The sequence below is a fragment of the Pedobacter punctiformis genome, from assembly GCF_027213715.1.
Lineage (GTDB): Bacteria > Bacteroidota > Bacteroidia > Sphingobacteriales > Sphingobacteriaceae > Pedobacter > Pedobacter punctiformis.
Genome location: NZ_JAPWGM010000003.1, coordinates 518,360 through 532,462, shown reverse-complemented (window position 1 = coordinate 532,462; position 14,103 = coordinate 518,360). Strand labels below are relative to the sequence as shown.

The 14,103-nt window shown below is 34.6% G+C and carries 18 protein-coding genes; 6 read left to right on the top strand and 12 right to left on the bottom strand.

Annotated elements, in window-relative coordinates; all coding sequences use genetic code 11:
• Window positions 1–33 precede the first annotated feature (33 nt).
• Together O0955_RS11570 and O0955_RS11565 are read left to right on the top strand one after the other, a co-directional pair.
• Window positions 34–621 carry a riboflavin synthase gene (locus O0955_RS11570; RefSeq protein WP_269427696.1) on the top strand — a complete coding sequence of 196 codons (588 nt, stop codon included), beginning with the start codon at window positions 34–36 and terminating at the stop codon, window positions 619–621.
• Window positions 622–801: 180 nt separating this feature from the next.
• Window positions 802–1,263, top strand: a complete 462-nt coding sequence (locus O0955_RS11565) for a DUF4268 domain-containing protein (protein ID WP_269427695.1) — start codon at window positions 802–804, stop codon at window positions 1,261–1,263.
• Here O0955_RS11565 and O0955_RS11560 read toward each other — a convergent pair.
• The gene (locus tag O0955_RS11560) at window positions 1,260–2,411 is read right to left on the bottom strand and encodes a tetratricopeptide repeat protein (protein WP_269427694.1); all 1,152 of its coding nucleotides are present in this window, start codon (window positions 2,409–2,411) and stop codon (window positions 1,260–1,262) included. The two genes, O0955_RS11565 and O0955_RS11560, sit on opposite strands and share 4 nt — an antisense overlap.
• A 135-nt stretch (window positions 2,412–2,546) precedes the next feature.
• Between O0955_RS11560 and O0955_RS11555 the strand changes: the two genes are divergently transcribed.
• The 3 genes from O0955_RS11555 to O0955_RS11545 all read left to right on the top strand — a co-directional run bounded on the left by O0955_RS11555 (window position 2,547) and on the right by O0955_RS11545 (window position 3,819).
• Window positions 2,547–2,843 carry a hypothetical protein gene (locus tag O0955_RS11555; protein WP_269427693.1) on the top strand — a complete coding sequence of 99 codons (297 nt, stop codon included), beginning with the start codon at window positions 2,547–2,549 and terminating at the stop codon, window positions 2,841–2,843.
• A gap of 35 nt (window positions 2,844–2,878) precedes the next feature.
• The gene (locus O0955_RS11550; protein WP_269427692.1) at window positions 2,879–3,466 is read left to right on the top strand and encodes a porin family protein; all 588 of its coding nucleotides are present in this window, start codon (window positions 2,879–2,881) and stop codon (window positions 3,464–3,466) included.
• A gap of 83 nt (window positions 3,467–3,549) precedes the next feature.
• The gene (locus O0955_RS11545) at window positions 3,550–3,819 is read left to right on the top strand and encodes a hypothetical protein (protein ID WP_269427691.1); all 270 of its coding nucleotides are present in this window, start codon (window positions 3,550–3,552) and stop codon (window positions 3,817–3,819) included.
• A 70-nt stretch (window positions 3,820–3,889) separates the two neighbouring features.
• Here O0955_RS11545 and O0955_RS11540 read toward each other — a convergent pair whose 3' ends face one another.
• The 5 genes from O0955_RS11540 to O0955_RS11520 all read right to left on the bottom strand — a co-directional run bounded on the left by O0955_RS11540 (window position 3,890) and on the right by O0955_RS11520 (window position 6,665).
• Window positions 3,890–4,813 (bottom strand): YihY/virulence factor BrkB family protein, encoded by a 924-nt coding sequence (locus O0955_RS11540; RefSeq protein WP_269427690.1) that lies wholly within the window; start codon window positions 4,811–4,813, stop codon window positions 3,890–3,892.
• 70 nt (window positions 4,814–4,883) lie between these two features.
• Entirely contained in the window at window positions 4,884–5,285 is a 402-nt protein-coding gene (locus O0955_RS11535; RefSeq protein WP_269427689.1) for an META domain-containing protein, read from the bottom strand.
• Window positions 5,286–5,379: 94 nt separating this feature from the next.
• On the bottom strand, window positions 5,380–5,592 hold the full coding sequence (locus tag O0955_RS11530) for an alkylphosphonate utilization protein (protein WP_269427688.1): 213 nt from the start codon (window positions 5,590–5,592) through the stop codon (window positions 5,380–5,382).
• A 50-nt stretch (window positions 5,593–5,642) separates the two neighbouring features.
• Window positions 5,643–6,164, bottom strand: a complete 522-nt coding sequence (locus O0955_RS11525) for a GNAT family N-acetyltransferase (RefSeq protein ID WP_269427687.1) — start codon at window positions 6,162–6,164, stop codon at window positions 5,643–5,645.
• A 135-nt stretch (window positions 6,165–6,299) separates the two neighbouring features.
• Window positions 6,300–6,665, bottom strand: a complete 366-nt coding sequence (locus O0955_RS11520) for a hypothetical protein (RefSeq protein ID WP_269427686.1) — start codon at window positions 6,663–6,665, stop codon at window positions 6,300–6,302.
• A gap of 234 nt (window positions 6,666–6,899) precedes the next feature.
• Between O0955_RS11520 and O0955_RS11515 the strand changes: the two genes are divergently transcribed.
• The gene (locus O0955_RS11515) at window positions 6,900–7,244 is read left to right on the top strand and encodes a single-stranded DNA-binding protein (protein WP_269427685.1); all 345 of its coding nucleotides are present in this window, start codon (window positions 6,900–6,902) and stop codon (window positions 7,242–7,244) included.
• Between the two features lie 67 nt (window positions 7,245–7,311).
• Here O0955_RS11515 and O0955_RS11510 read toward each other — a convergent pair whose 3' ends face one another.
• The 6 genes from O0955_RS11510 to O0955_RS11485 form a co-directional block, all read right to left on the bottom strand.
• Entirely contained in the window at window positions 7,312–9,363 is a 2,052-nt protein-coding gene (locus tag O0955_RS11510; protein ID WP_269427684.1) for a TonB-dependent receptor, read from the bottom strand.
• 77 nt (window positions 9,364–9,440) lie between these two features.
• Window positions 9,441–10,214 carry a hypothetical protein gene (locus O0955_RS11505; RefSeq protein WP_269427683.1) on the bottom strand — a complete coding sequence of 258 codons (774 nt, stop codon included), beginning with the start codon at window positions 10,212–10,214 and terminating at the stop codon, window positions 9,441–9,443.
• 5 nt (window positions 10,215–10,219) lie between these two features.
• Window positions 10,220–10,600, bottom strand: coding sequence for a GntR family transcriptional regulator (locus tag O0955_RS11500; RefSeq protein ID WP_269427682.1), 381 nt, complete (start codon window positions 10,598–10,600; stop codon window positions 10,220–10,222).
• A 5-nt stretch (window positions 10,601–10,605) separates the two neighbouring features.
• Window positions 10,606–11,457: a hypothetical protein gene (locus tag O0955_RS11495; protein WP_269427681.1), complete on the bottom strand. Its 852-nt coding sequence runs from the start codon at window positions 11,455–11,457 to the stop codon at window positions 10,606–10,608.
• 3 nt (window positions 11,458–11,460) lie between these two features.
• Entirely contained in the window at window positions 11,461–12,300 is an 840-nt protein-coding gene (locus tag O0955_RS11490; RefSeq protein WP_269427680.1) for an ABC transporter ATP-binding protein, read from the bottom strand.
• Window positions 12,301–12,326: 26 nt separating this feature from the next.
• Window positions 12,327–14,087 (bottom strand): S41 family peptidase, encoded by a 1,761-nt coding sequence (locus O0955_RS11485; RefSeq protein WP_269427679.1) that lies wholly within the window; start codon window positions 14,085–14,087, stop codon window positions 12,327–12,329.
• Window positions 14,088–14,103: the final 16 nt, after the last annotated feature.

Below are 14,103 nucleotides of genomic sequence, written 5' to 3'. Positions count from 1 at the left end.
TTCGTCAGGATGACAGCAAATAAATTAAAAATAATGTTTACCGGAATTATAGAAACCTTAGGCGAAATTACCGCCATAAAAAATGAACATACCAACGTTCATTATACCATTTCATCAGCCATTAGCAACGAACTTAAAATTGATCAGAGTGTTGCCCATAATGGAGTTTGTTTAACCGTTGTTGCATTAAATGATGGAACACATACCGTTACAGCAATAGATGAAACCCTTGGTAAAACGAATCTTAACAGTTTAAAAGTAGGCAGCAAAGTTAACTTAGAACGTTGCATGCAGATGAATGCCCGTTTGGATGGTCATATTGTACAGGGCCATGTAGATCAAACGGCGGTTTGTGTGAAAAGGGAAGAGCTGGACGGCAGTTGGGAATATCGCTTTAAATACAATGCCGGTGCTGGAAACGTAACTGTAGAAAAAGGTTCTGCCTGTGTAAATGGCATTAGTTTAACCGTTGTAAATTCTGCAAGCGATGAATTTTCGGTATTTATTATTCCTTATACTTTTGAGCATACCAATTTACACGAAGTTGAGGTTGGCGATACCGTAAATCTTGAATTTGATATTATTGGTAAATATGTTGCCCGGTTAATGGGGAACAAATAAACGCAGGTATAAAATCATTTGTAATTTCAAAACATAAATTATTTTTTGAAAGCAATTGCAGTTTTCAATTAAACGTTAATCCCGTTATTTCCGGTAAAAACCGGAACCACTGCTACCGGGTTTAGGTTATTCGGGATTTTGCAATTGACTTCGGTTCGGTTTCCATTCAAATTCAATAAAATGTACAGTAAAGAGGAGGCGGCAAAATTACGTCAGCAATTTTGGATTAGTTTTGGACAGTATATGAAACCGGTTCCTTCGGCAAGCGGATCCACCGTAAACTGGATTAATTACAAAACAGGTGTTAAACACATTTTTTTTAAAATGGACGTAGATCATAAAAAGGCATCCATTGCCATTCAACTTTCGCACCCTGATGAAGAAATCCGGCACCTGATTTTTAACCAGTTTGAAGAATTTAAACTCATGTTAACCAATACCCTGAATGAAGAATGGGATTGGAATTTAAATTCTACAGATGATTACGGAAAAACTGTTAGCCGGATTTCTACCGAATTGCAAGGCATAAATATTTACAACCAGCAACACTGGCCCCAGCTCATATCATTCTTCAAACCCAGAATAATTGCCCTGGATGATTTTTGGGATAATGTTAAACCTGTATTCGAAAATCTAAGTTAATCTCCCTGATTTAACTGCCCAATCCGGGCCTTTGTATATTTAATTTCTTCAGCATCCCTTTCCGCATCAGGCTTATTTTTTAGGTACTGACCATAATAAATCAGTGCATTTTTCTTGTCTTTGTACTTGAAGTCGTAAAGTATGCCCAGATGATAATAAATGCTTGGGTTTGCTTTAAATTGAAGCCCTTTTTTATAAGCAGCAGTGGCGAGGTTAAGCTGATTGTTTTCATTATAAATAAGCCCCAGCAAATCGTAGTAGTTGGATGTATTGGGCGAAATGCCTTCATCAATGGTTTTCTTTGCATAAATGCCGGCGGTTTTATAATCTTTAAGTTGGCGGTAGCTTAAAGTAGTATAATATAAGGTGGACTCATTTTGCATCCCGAGTGATTCTAAAAGTTTAAGCAGGTCAATGGTTTTTTGATACCTCTTTGTATAATAATAAGCCATTGCCACATCTTTCAAAACATTGCCATCAGCGCCATCTTTCAAAAGTTTTTCCCCTGATTTAATCACCTCATCATATTTTTTCAATGCATTGGCAACAGGCAACTTTGCCCGTTGTAAAATCAGGTTGCCGGAATCTGCATTAATCGCCACATCAAGCGTTTTATAGGCTAAGCTATTGTTTTTTAACCTTTGGTATGATTCTGCTAAATCGTATGCAATATCGCCCTCCAGCGGGTTTAGTTTATTGGCCTTTTGCAAGTATAAAAGCCTTAAGCTATCGGTAGGTATTGGGTATAAATTAGCCAGTTGCTTATAAACATTAAAATTATTACTATCTATTTTAATAATTTCCTTGTAATAGGTTTTGGCTTTGTCATTATTGCCACGCCTGGAGTTTATACTGGCCAGACTAAATAGGATGGGTAGGTTTTGAGGTTGTTGTTTATAGGCCTTTACATAATACTTTTCGGCTTCTGCATAATTGCCAGCCATTAAAAAGCAATAACCCATTTGTGTTACGCCTTTAAAATCTGTTGCATCTTCGCCATATATTGTTTTTAAATATTGTGCAGCTTCTGCATAACGTTGGGTTTGATAAAAATCGTAAAGTTTTTCTTTATCAATAACAGCATTGTTTTGAGCAAAGGTATAAAGACCTAAAAGCGGTAAAAACAACAAAATGCAGAGCTTTTTCATACAGGTTTAATTTTGAACTAAGTTATTAGTTGTTTTGATGAAATGCAAATTTATATACCCGATTTTTAATACATAAAAACAAAAAGAGACGTTATTGGTTATAGATGTTATTATAAATTTTTAAAACAAAGACCTATGAATACTTTAAAGAAGTTCGAATTAATGGAGAAAATTGTGCGTGAATTGGAAGATTTACAGAATTCTCAACAGGCACTGATTCAAAAAATTGGTAAAATAGAGGTAGATAATATTGAACTTGGTGATAAAAGACTGGAGAAAGATTTACCGGATATGCACCAGCGTTTAGCGGATAACTTAGATACGATTGTTTCCATCTTAGATTATTTTGCTGACAAAACAAGTAACTTTGGCGATAAAAATAATATTGATGCTTTAAAAGAGCAACAAGCTATTAACGACGCTACAAGTTAATTTTTAACCCCTATTAATCCCTATTTTTTTATTTTATGAAATCAATTTACATCATCCTGACCTGTGTATTTCTTGGCTATGGCGCAAGTGCACAGGTGTTACCTTCATTCCAGCTTGGCGTTAAAGCTGGGGCAAATTTTTCGAAATTTGATACAGAAAATACATTTAGCAGCGATAACCGGACAGGTTTTTATGGCGGACTTTGGGCAAGAGTTGGTGCGGCGGGTGTTTATTTTCAACCGGAATTATATGTGTCGGGTAAAAAAACAAATTTAGTAGACGCAAACGGGCAGGTTAACTCAGTTCGTTTTACCAGTTTAGATGTGCCTTTACTAATAGGAACTAAATTTGGTGCTGCCGGAGTGGGGCTAAGATTAAATACGGGACCAATGTTTTCCTTAATACTGGATGATAAACAAAGTTTTAGCCAGGCTGCAGGGAACGTTTTCAGAGCTGACTTTAAGGATCAGGCTATTTCGTGGCAATTTGGTGCCGGACTGGATATTAAAAAGCTCAGTTTTGATGCCCGTTATGAACTTGGATTGTCTAAAGTGAATAAAGCCGGATATCCTGGAACCAAGCTAAATCTATTTACTATCGGTTTGGGCTACAGGATTTTGTAAGTTATCCACATTTTGGGCTTCAGGTGCTGATTTGGACTAATAATTGTAATTGATAACATAAATCTAATCAAAATATCAGCCCTATGAATGTAAAAGAATTATTATTGAAAGGCCAGAATTTTATTGCCTTGCTTAATCAGTTCAGGATTGATGTGAACGATTTGATTATTAAAGATGAGGAAACAATTTTTAATAATCAATCTCATCAAAACAATGAAGTGGTTAAAGAAACGGTGTGGATAGAAGGCAAAAGTAACGAAGGATTGATAAATCTTTTTGGTACATTACATTACAATTTATTAAATAAACTGGCTGTATTTGAAATGCAGGGTTACGAAAAGGTAACTGCATAAAAATTCTCTCAAACCAGTAAAAATGAAAGTGGGCAGATTATGAATTTGATCTGCCCATTTTTTATTTTATTTATTTAACCTGATGTTCAATTTGAGTGAGTTCGTAAGCGAATGCACCATTTTTCGGGATAATTGGTGTTTCTCTTTGCTCGCTTAAAGCTTTAATATAAGATGCGCCAAAATAAAATATCAGTGACGAATAAAACACGAAAAGCATAATTACGATAATTGAACCTGCTGACCCATAGATATTTCCGATATTACTAAGCGGTAATAAAATGCGGAGCAAGTACTTTCCAATGGTAAAAAGACAGCCTGTAAGCAATCCTCCGGATAGTGCCGCTTTCCAGGTTGGTCTTCCATTGGTTAAAAATCTAAACAACATGGTAAACCAGGTGGTTACAATCATTACAAAAACAATTTGATTGATAATAGAGGTCATAATCAACTCAAAAGATGGAGAATTGGTATTTATAAAGGAACCGATTATGGCTTGTAAACTATCGGCAAGTAAACCAATGAAAAACAAAATTCCGGCAAGCAGAATAATTGTAACAGAAATTGCCCTTGATTTTAAAGTATCTAAAATCCCCTTTCCGGGTTCTCTGCCAATGGTCCAGATTTGTTCAAGCGAATTCTTAATTACATTAAAAAGGGTAGTGGCAACGAAAAGAAAAAAGATAAAACTAAATAAAGTAACATACCAGGCCTGATCTATTCCCCTGATGTTTCTTAAAGTAAGCTTAATCTGAGCAATGCTACTTTCATCCAAAATGTTAGCCAAACGCTCAAAAATATGGGTAACCAGCAAACGCCTGTCCGTAAACATTCCAAATAACCTGATCAGGATAATTAAGATTGGCGGAAGCGCAAAATTGGTAAAAAAAGCTGTTGCGCCTGCTAATCGCAAAGGGTCATTCTTTTGGAATAGGGTAAAAGCCTTTCTTGCAGTAGAGAAAAAGAATTTTAAATCTTCTTTAATTGATAATGACATCCTTTATAGGTAAACTAAAAAGCCCGAAAATACTAAAAAATTTTGTCCGGCTTATTTTGTAAATGTTAATTTACTCGGCTGATTTGTTGAAAACCAAAAGTGTTTTTTCGCCGTTTAACAGATATAATTTTCCATCTACCATTTTGGCGCCGCTGGTTTCATTTAATGCGGATAAATAAGCGTGCTCTAAATCGGCAGTTTCCTGACAGAACATTTTTGTACCGAAAACATTTTTTAATGCAACTTTATTGTCCTTGATTTCCGCCTGACCGCCATAATTGTTGCAGAAAGATTTTCCACTAACTTTTAATCCTTCACCAAAATTTAAAGTAGCCTTGCTCGTCGCTGGCAATTTTAAACCTGGCAATTCCACCAACTCCCATTTGGTATTAGTGAGCTTAGATGGGTTAATTTTTTCAAGGCAGGCACTAAACAAACAAATAACCAACCCACAGATCATTAGATTTTTCATAGTTAACGATTTTTATATTTTATTAACAAAAACTAATCCAATCAGGTTTATTAAATTTTTATGCAGGTTAAAATGCCTGGATTTATCTGAAAGACTAGTTTTTCTTTTTTAAGAACATGGTTTTAAGTACCAGAACTGTACCATTAACACGACCTTCAATAGCGCCGGGATCGTTGGTTAACCTGATGTTTTTTACTGCAGTTCCTTGTTTAATATCAGACGACATTCCTTTTACTTTTAAGGTTTTAATTACGGTTACCGAATCGCCTTCGTTCAAAATATTGCCGTTACTATCTTTTACTTCCATGTAATTGTGTTTTAAAGTGGCAAAATTAGAATATATATTTAATAACCAAATTATTGTTTTTCCAGCTTTAGCCAGTAATGGGGTACACCCCCGTAATCGAAAATTTCGATTCGCTTTAAGCCAACCTTTTCCAGAATGCGAATTGAGGCCTGATTATTAACATCTGCAATTGCATAAATTTCATTAACATTAAGTTGTTTAAAGGCATAATCTATTGAGGCGAGGGCCGATTCTGTTGCATAACCTTTACCCCAATACTTTTTAATTAGCCGGTAGCCTAAGTCATAATAATTAATATGGTTGTTAGTAGGTGTTGTAATTAGTTTTAACCCAGACCAACCCATAAACAGCCCGGTTTCTTTTTCTATTACAGCCCAGCGTCCAATGCCATTTTTTGTGTATTGGTTTCGGATGTGGGTTATAATATTACTGCTTTCTTCAGTGGTATTTATAGTTGTATTTCCTAAATACCGGTGTACTTCAGGATCTGAATCCAGTTCCAGTATTCCGTTAACATCGTCCGGTAATAATTCTCTTAAAATTAACCTTTCCGTCTCTGCATATATTTTCATTCCGTTGAGCAGTTTTTTGATAAGTTTAATGCTTCAGTCTGCCAATTTACGAACACGCCGATTAAGTTTTCATAGAAATGAAAATTGGTTCTCAACTAAAAGTAATAAACCTGTTGGAACTGCAATCCTGCCAGGCTAAGATAACCACAGAGATTCTTCTCTTTTAACTAATAAAAATTCTTCCTCATTAATTGCCAAGTAGCCATACTCATAACAAAAAACATAGAGATTTCCGTTTTGGGCAAGATAAGTATGCGTATGATAATCAAAATTAAAGCCTGCCGTTAGCAACTTTTTTCGCTGAACTTTGGCTTTTTCTTTAGGATTTAATTTAGATAGAATAGTTCGGTTTTTTCTTAAAATAAAGTTGATTCGTTTTAAAACAGCACTATCCTCACTCTTTAAACGATTATTATAATTATTGCGACAGAAGTCGTCACAAAATTTTTTATCTGCACGCCCTTTTAAAGGTAGTGCGCAATCTTGGCACAATCGATCCATATATATAGGTTTATATCATATGGGATGGCTTTCTAAAATTAATAAAATGTTTCGATCCTCCAAAAAAAATATATGTTCGGATACTGTAATTGCATATTATCCGTGTGCAAACGTTTATAAACGACTATAAATATTTATTATACGGATAATATTTTGACTCTTTTCCACCTTTGTGATGTCGGTAGCCAAGTCGGTTACTGTTCGTTAATAATCAGAAACTTAAATTAGAAGATCATGGGAAGTGCAACAAACAAAGTAGTATTAAGTGGTTTTGCAGGAGCAGATGCAGAAGTAAAAAAACTATCAGGAAATTTAAAATTAGCCCGGGTTAACCTGGCTGTAAACGAAAGTTATAAAAACTCTTCTGGTGAGGAAGTGAAAAAGACTCAGTGGTTTACATTAATCTTTTGGAATGCTAAAGCAGATTTAGCAGAAACTCAGATAAAAAAGGGCACAAATATAACCGTCGAAGGAAGGTTGCAGTGTGGCAGCTACAGTGCAAAAGATGGCAGCAAACGTTTAACAACAGAAATTGTAGTGAATGAAATTACTTTTAAGGTACCCGAAATCGCAAATTAAGCTGATTCAATACACAAATATTTCAGGAAATCAGGTAAAATTATACTTGATTTCCTGATTTGTATTCTTATAATTTTATTGAAATTCCGCTATAGAAATTAATGCCTGCAGCCGGATTAAAATACCTTTCATTAGCTGCATTTAAATCATTTCCTAAACTGTATTTCTCGTTAAGCAAGTTATTAACTCCGGCAAAAATATCAAGGTGAGTATTTTTGATTTCTAAAGATCTGATTCCGGTTTTAACTTCAACAAGGTGATAACGATTCGAAAAAGTGGTATTTGCATCATTTAACGGAATAGCAGAAGTATAATTATGCTGCGCAAAGAAATACAATCCTTTGTTAAATTGAAACTCTAAGCTATTTACCAGAGTATGTTCCGGAACACCTGTAAGTTTATTTCCGTTAAAATTTGTTATTCCAGTTATAAAATCCTGAAACCTAAAATGGCTATAGGTATAACCATTCCGAAGATATAGATTGTTTAAAAAGCCTTTGCGATTTTGAACGATACAAAATGATGTTTCCAGTTCTATTCCTTGTTGTTTCGTCCCTCCAGCATTTATAAAATATTCTGCATCATTATCCCTTAAGCGCCTTACAATTGCATCTTTTAATCGATACTGAAAAAGATTAACATTTGCATAAAATCGGTTGTTTATTGTTTTAAATCTAAGCCCGGTTTCATAATTCCATCCTGATTCTGCTTGTAAATCATTGTTAATTAAATTGCCCGAAGGGCGAACTTCGGCAGTAGTAGGAGGCGAGTAACCTTTGCCCACCGAAACTCTTGCTGAAAGTTCATTATTAATTAAGTAAGAAACAGCAATTTTAGGCATAAACTGTCCGGTAAATTTCCTTTGTTTTTGTGCTGTAATAAGCGGGTAAAAACTTTCGTATTTGTAGTTAAAGAAATTTAAACTGGAGGATAATTCGACAAGAAGTTTACGTTCAAGATCGAAATTTAACCGGATAAAAGCAAAATCCTGATTTGCTTTTAGATGATCAAATGCCTGCATTGCCGCCGGGGTACCTGAATTATTATCATAGTTTTTGATTTGACTTTTTGTTCCTGAACTTTCTAAACCAGCCTGCGCTGTCCAGTTTATAAGTTTTCCTGTTTCCGCAAATTCTAAAAATGTTCTCAGGCCTAGTGTACTTTCGTATCTTTTCTCGTAATTGGTTATAAATGGATTTTTGAAATCTGTATACGAAGTAAATAAAGAGATGACATGCTTAAATTTAGAATTGATTTGATAGGTGTTGGACAGACCCCCAAAAATAGTTTTATTATAAATCGCAGCTTGTTGTGTGATTGCGCCTGGCGTTTTTGAAGTTGCAGGTCTGGCCAATTTGGGATTTTCTCCAGCCTGTACTTCGGTTAATCCTCCGGGCGTTTCATAATCCAGGTCACTGTAAAATATGAATGCTTCTAAAGTTCCACTTTTGTTATAATCCCATTGATGTATGGTTTGAAAATATTTACGGCTTAAAGCACTGTTTTCGCGGTAGCCATTACTTTTTTGGTAACCTTCGGTAAAATTGAAACGATAATTTTTGAAATTTTGCTGAACGTTTGCAGTTTGATGAAACAAGCCATATGAACCTGCAGTTGCAGAAACTTCAACTTTATTTTGATTTAAATCAGCGGTAGAAATTAGAATAGCACCTCCGGTATTGGCTCCAAAAATACTGGCTTCCGGTCCTTTGTATATTTCGAGTGAACCAACAGCGGTAACATCCAATGCATTTAAATAAGTATTTCCGCCGGCATCAGTTAAAGGAAAATTATCCACATATATTTTAATGTTCCTAATGCCGAAGGGCGATCTTAATAAACTTCCTCTTAAGGATAAACGATAGCTGCCGGGAGAACGTTCTTCCATTCTTACTCCGGGAACAGTATTGAAAATGCTTACCAATGAACTGTTTTGTTGATTTCTGATCAGATTGCTATCAACTAGAGATACTGCCGAAACAGATCTTAAAATGGGCTGTTTGTTGTAATAACCTTTAACAGTAACCTCATCTAATTTCAGGGTATCTCGAGGTAAAGCTTGAGAAAATGCAGCAAATGACGATAAAAAGAGGAGCAGGGATGTAAAAATTGATTTCAAAACAAGGATTTTAAAAATACATATTATAAAGGTATGCATTCTAAAGTATGGAGTGCTTTGAAATTTAAAATCAAGGTCTATTTACCAGTCGAAATAATTTTTAACCTTTCATTTCTGAATTCAGTCTGATCTCCTTTTAATCCAATTGCAGAAATTTTTCCAAGTCTTTTAGTGTCTTCTATGTAAATAGAAGCCGGTTGCTGAACATGATAATAAAGATTTGCGATAGCAACATTTGTTGGAGCTGATGTAGTTGAAGTATTATTCAGGGTAATGCTCGATTTTTCTTTTGCATCTATAAACAAACTGTCTGTTTTAAGATCGTTGACTAAAAAACTGGTATTGTTTAACGTATTAATTTTAAAAGATTGCTTAGATACTAAAGAATCAATTCTGGCAGAAACATTCTTTAATGTTGCAGATTGAAGCGAATTTACAGCTAAAAAAATTGTTGGGTCGTAAACAGGACTGGTCAACGTTTTTTCGTTGATGTTGTTTTTTTCTAATGTAATGTATAAAGTGTCTTTGTCAATGTGATATTTCAATAAGGGTTCAAGATATTTAATAATGCCCAGCGCATTCTTGCTGGTATTACTGCTGTTGATTAAACAAACCGGATTCCAAAGAACACGTCTGTCGTTCGAAGTGATGACGGCGCCATCAATTACAAGGTGTTTAAAAGGTGGAATTTCTTTAATCACCATGTCATATTTCCATTCCTCTTTTAAGGCCGACGGGTATTCTGCAAAGGCTCCTTTTTTATATTTTGCCCTCATCATTAAGTTAAAACCAAATAAGCTCACAACAATCAAAAAAGCAAGGGCAACTAAAATTTTATAACTGGTTTTCATAATGCTTATTTTGTAATCTCCTTGTTGTGTTGTTTAAATTTTTCAAAAGCAGTATTCAGATCAGATAATTCAATGCCCATTATATACATTTTATGGAAGAATATAGGAAGTTCTTCTGATAAAAATTGTTCTTTTTTTAATTTATTCAGTAATTCTGCCGCATCATTGTTTACAAAATAACCCATGCCTCTCTTGGTATAAATAATATTTTGATTTTGCAGGTACTCGTAAGATCGCATCACGGTATTTGGGTTAACTTCCAAACTCATTGCCAGTTCTCTAACAGATGGAATTTTTTCGTCAGGAAGCCACTTCTTCATCAAGATCTGATCACTTACGTAATCAGCAATTTGCAGGTAGATGGCTTGTGTATTGTTAAAATCCATGTTTGCTACAATTGAGTTTCTTTTAATTTAAATAAACTCGCCGTAAGTAATGATATAAAAATGATTACACACAAAGAGAAGGGAATCCAGTTGACCGTTTCATCTGCTTTAATTTTGTTATGATCTGAATATTTGGATTTAAAAACCATATCAGAAAATAATGATGCATTATCTGTGGCGTTTTCAAAATTTATTTTCTTTGGATCAATCCCCATTTCATTCATCTTTTTCTGGTAAGTCTGTGAAAATTCAGTAGGCTGTGTATCGGAAAGAATAATTTTAATAATCAAACCATTTAAGAGGCTGAAGAATAAAAAGATGATAATGAATGATAGAAATGCTTTTAGGAATATAAATTTTTTAAAATATAAAGAACAGAATAATACAAAGGATTGAATCATTAAAAAAAGGCAGTATATGATTTTAATATTTCTCGGTGTAACGGAAATGGATCTATTCAGATTTCCAAAAACCTCCGAATCGAGTTGATGAACCAATAACATAACGGGATATCCGAGGATAAAATATAGCAAAGGAAAAAGTACCAGGCCATAAATAACGGCTACTAAAAGTTTTTCTAATGAAGAAACGGGCAACATAAGCATCCGGATGCCACTTGATTTGGGTGTATACACACTTAACAAAGAGCTGCCAAAAATACCACCGAAGATAAACAGGCTAAATCCAAAAATTATATTCTGTACTTCACTTGTTAAACGGCTGTCGGTTATAGGAAAGAAGAGAGTTATGGTTGCTAAAATAATGGGTACAGCAATTGCACCTAATAAATAGAGCTTTTTGTTTTCTGCCCATTGCTTAATAAACAAATTAAAAAACCTTGGAAATGAGAAGTGCATAAACTATTGGTGATTAAAAATTGGCAGAATTTGATTTTTTTCGGATAAAACAGCATTAAAGAAAAGCTCCATGTCTAGTTTTGAATGTTCCTGTTCCTCATTTGCGGCTACAACAACATAGCCTTTTAAACCACCTTCTACATAAAAAGGTTTAGAAATAAGGTCTAAATTCATAACCTGTTTAAATACCAGTTTTTCGGTAATGGTATCGATAGATTCGTGAAGCAGAATTTTTTTATCATCAAGAATTAAAACATAATCAATAAGCTGATCAAGGTCTCTAACCTGGTGAGTACTAATAATAATGGTTTGATCATCCTGCAAAATACCAGCCATTACCTTTCTGAATTGCCTTTTAGATGGGATATCTAAACCATTGGTTGGTTCATCCATAATCAATATTTTAGCTTGGGTAGCAATGGCAAATGCAATCATTACTTTTTTCTTTTGTCCATAGCTAACTTCACTGAGATTGGCGGTTTCAGAAATTTCAAATTCAGCCAGCAACTGGTTAAATAAATCTAAGTCAAATGACGGATAAAAAAGTTTATTAATTTTTAAATAACTTTTTATAGAAATATTAGGGGTATCAACTTCTTCCGGTAACAAATAAACAGATTGTAAAAATGAAGGGGTTCTTTTGGAAGGGATTTCTCCAATAACTTCAATGCTACCTATTTTAGGGAAAATTAAACCACAAATCTGGTACAAAAGACTGCTTTTACCAGCTCCATTAGGGCCTAATAATCCATAAATGTGACCTGGTTTTATTTCTAAACTAAGGTTTTCAAGTACGGTTTCCCGGTTTTGATAAGCAAAGGTTAAGTTTTGAATTCGAATCATGGTTTAAATTTATCAAGAATTTCTTCTTAGTTTTTTGCTGCTGTGGCAAGTGCTTTTTCCAGCAACTCATCCTTACCCTGTATAATTCCCTGAATGGTTGGATGGACCTCAATATCGGGAATAATTCCGATTCTTTGTGTTTCTTTTCCGTCAGGATAATATACACCGATTTGAGTAAAAGCAGTGCTTATTCCGCCAGGCAGTGGAATCTGCATCCCAACAGACCCATCTGCGCCAGCAGTTTGAGAGCCAATAACGACTGTATTTGGCCTGGTTTTTAAAGCCATAACAGATAATTCTGCCAAACTTTGTGTTTCCTCATTAATTAAAACAATTACTTTTCCTTTGTAGTTATCATTTTTAGTTTCCCCAATTCTAATATTCTTCATGTAATCATCAGATAAATAGGTGAATAAGCCCGGAGTTTTAACACTCGCCGCTGTGTACCTGGCAAAATCCATAGGCTGGGTAAAGAGGTATTTGCCGATTTCCCAAACAAACATCGTTTGCTTTGGATAGGGGCGGAGATCTATAATTAAAGCCTTCGACTTCATAATTATTGGCATAACCGATGGTATTTGTTTAACATTCAAAACACCCGGATCAATGTAAGCAATGTCATTAATCACTTTAAAACCTGTGTCAAGTGGCTTTGCAGGTTTTTTATAATTAACCTTGTAAACGGAATAACATTTTACAGTGGCCGTTCCGGCTTTGTTATCGCGGAGATAACTTATATGAAGTGTAGAATCGCCCGTTCTTAAAAAACCAGGTGCAAGTTTTCTTAATAATGTAGGATAATTAGACGCTGTAACATACTGAAGTTTGGTTCGTATAATTTCAGCAACTGGAATATCATTGATTTTCTGAATAACATCTCCTTTCTTTAATGAATTATTTAAACCAATCACCTCATCATTACTATATTTAACTACTGGCATTTTATCAATAAATGTAACCTCAATATTAGGCCTGAAAATACCATCATAAACAATTAAAGTATTGTTGGTTGAAGTCAGATTTGAGTGAGAATCATGGATTTCGGCTAAAAATGAAGAAGCTACCAGTTTATAGTCAAGTTCGTTTTTAGCGTTAATAAATTTTGGAATATATTCTTTTAAAACATCTTTCCAGGGTTTATCCGTTATGTTCTTGTAAGGCGCAAAGTATTCAAAGATATTCCAAAACCGGTATAAGCCTAAAATACGGTAGCCCGCATCGGGGTAAACAGGTTTTAAATAAAGTGCTTCATTTTTAAATATGGCTACCGGTGTTTCTTCGTTGTATAATTTAACGTAGTAATTATCTTCTGGTCTTTTAGCACCTTTAATGGCATTTAATTTAGCAATCAAAGCCTTATCAAAACCTGAGGTATTAAACCAGGCAAAGTCAGGTTTATATCTGGCCTCGCCTGTATTGGTGGAGCTAGACGAGGCCGGGAAACTACCTAATGCGCTAATCCATTTAGATAAGACTTGATTCCTTTCTGCTTTTGATTTACTGCTCAGTACTTTAGGCATAACCCTGAACAATTCATAATCCCAGTTATAATCTCCGGTTGAAATTGCGGGGTGATGATATTTTAAAAAGCCCCAAACCTTTCCTAAAACGGTGAGGTCTTCAATTTGAGCGGGAGAAACAGCTTTAATAGAAATATTAGAACCTGAATTAAAAGCAGTATCCAATTTGGCTTTTGATGGTTTGTCGTCTTTAGTTGGATCGTTGTTTTGACAAATGCCATAAAAAGCAGGAAACAGAAGTAAAATTAAAATAAGTAGCTTTTTCATTTTAATATAGATTTTG

Coding starts and splice junctions, on each gene's coding strand:
- O0955_RS11550 (WP_269427692.1), top strand. CDS start 2,879: ATGAAATCAATTTACATCATCCTGACCTGTGTATTTCTTGGCTATGGC.
- O0955_RS11525 (WP_269427687.1), bottom strand. CDS start 6,164: ATGAAAATATATGCAGAGACGGAAAGGTTAATTTTAAGAGAATTATTA.
- O0955_RS11515 (WP_269427685.1), top strand. CDS start 6,900: ATGGGAAGTGCAACAAACAAAGTAGTATTAAGTGGTTTTGCAGGAGCA.
- O0955_RS11565 (WP_269427695.1), top strand. CDS start 802: ATGTACAGTAAAGAGGAGGCGGCAAAATTACGTCAGCAATTTTGGATT.
- O0955_RS11490 (WP_269427680.1), bottom strand. CDS start 12,300: ATGATTCGAATTCAAAACTTAACCTTTGCTTATCAAAACCGGGAAACC.
- O0955_RS11570 (WP_269427696.1), top strand. CDS start 34: ATGTTTACCGGAATTATAGAAACCTTAGGCGAAATTACCGCCATAAAA.
- O0955_RS11520 (WP_269427686.1), bottom strand. CDS start 6,665: ATGGATCGATTGTGCCAAGATTGCGCACTACCTTTAAAAGGGCGTGCA.
- O0955_RS11485 (WP_269427679.1), bottom strand. CDS start 14,087: ATGAAAAAGCTACTTATTTTAATTTTACTTCTGTTTCCTGCTTTTTAT.
- O0955_RS11560 (WP_269427694.1), bottom strand. CDS start 2,411: ATGAAAAAGCTCTGCATTTTGTTGTTTTTACCGCTTTTAGGTCTTTAT.
- O0955_RS11540 (WP_269427690.1), bottom strand. CDS start 4,813: ATGTCATTATCAATTAAAGAAGATTTAAAATTCTTTTTCTCTACTGCA.
- O0955_RS11545 (WP_269427691.1), top strand. CDS start 3,550: ATGAATGTAAAAGAATTATTATTGAAAGGCCAGAATTTTATTGCCTTG.
- O0955_RS11555 (WP_269427693.1), top strand. CDS start 2,547: ATGAATACTTTAAAGAAGTTCGAATTAATGGAGAAAATTGTGCGTGAA.
- O0955_RS11505 (WP_269427683.1), bottom strand. CDS start 10,214: ATGAAAACCAGTTATAAAATTTTAGTTGCCCTTGCTTTTTTGATTGTT.
- O0955_RS11530 (WP_269427688.1), bottom strand. CDS start 5,592: ATGGAAGTAAAAGATAGTAACGGCAATATTTTGAACGAAGGCGATTCG.
- O0955_RS11535 (WP_269427689.1), bottom strand. CDS start 5,285: ATGAAAAATCTAATGATCTGTGGGTTGGTTATTTGTTTGTTTAGTGCC.
- O0955_RS11500 (WP_269427682.1), bottom strand. CDS start 10,600: ATGGATTTTAACAATACACAAGCCATCTACCTGCAAATTGCTGATTAC.
- O0955_RS11495 (WP_269427681.1), bottom strand. CDS start 11,457: ATGCACTTCTCATTTCCAAGGTTTTTTAATTTGTTTATTAAGCAATGG.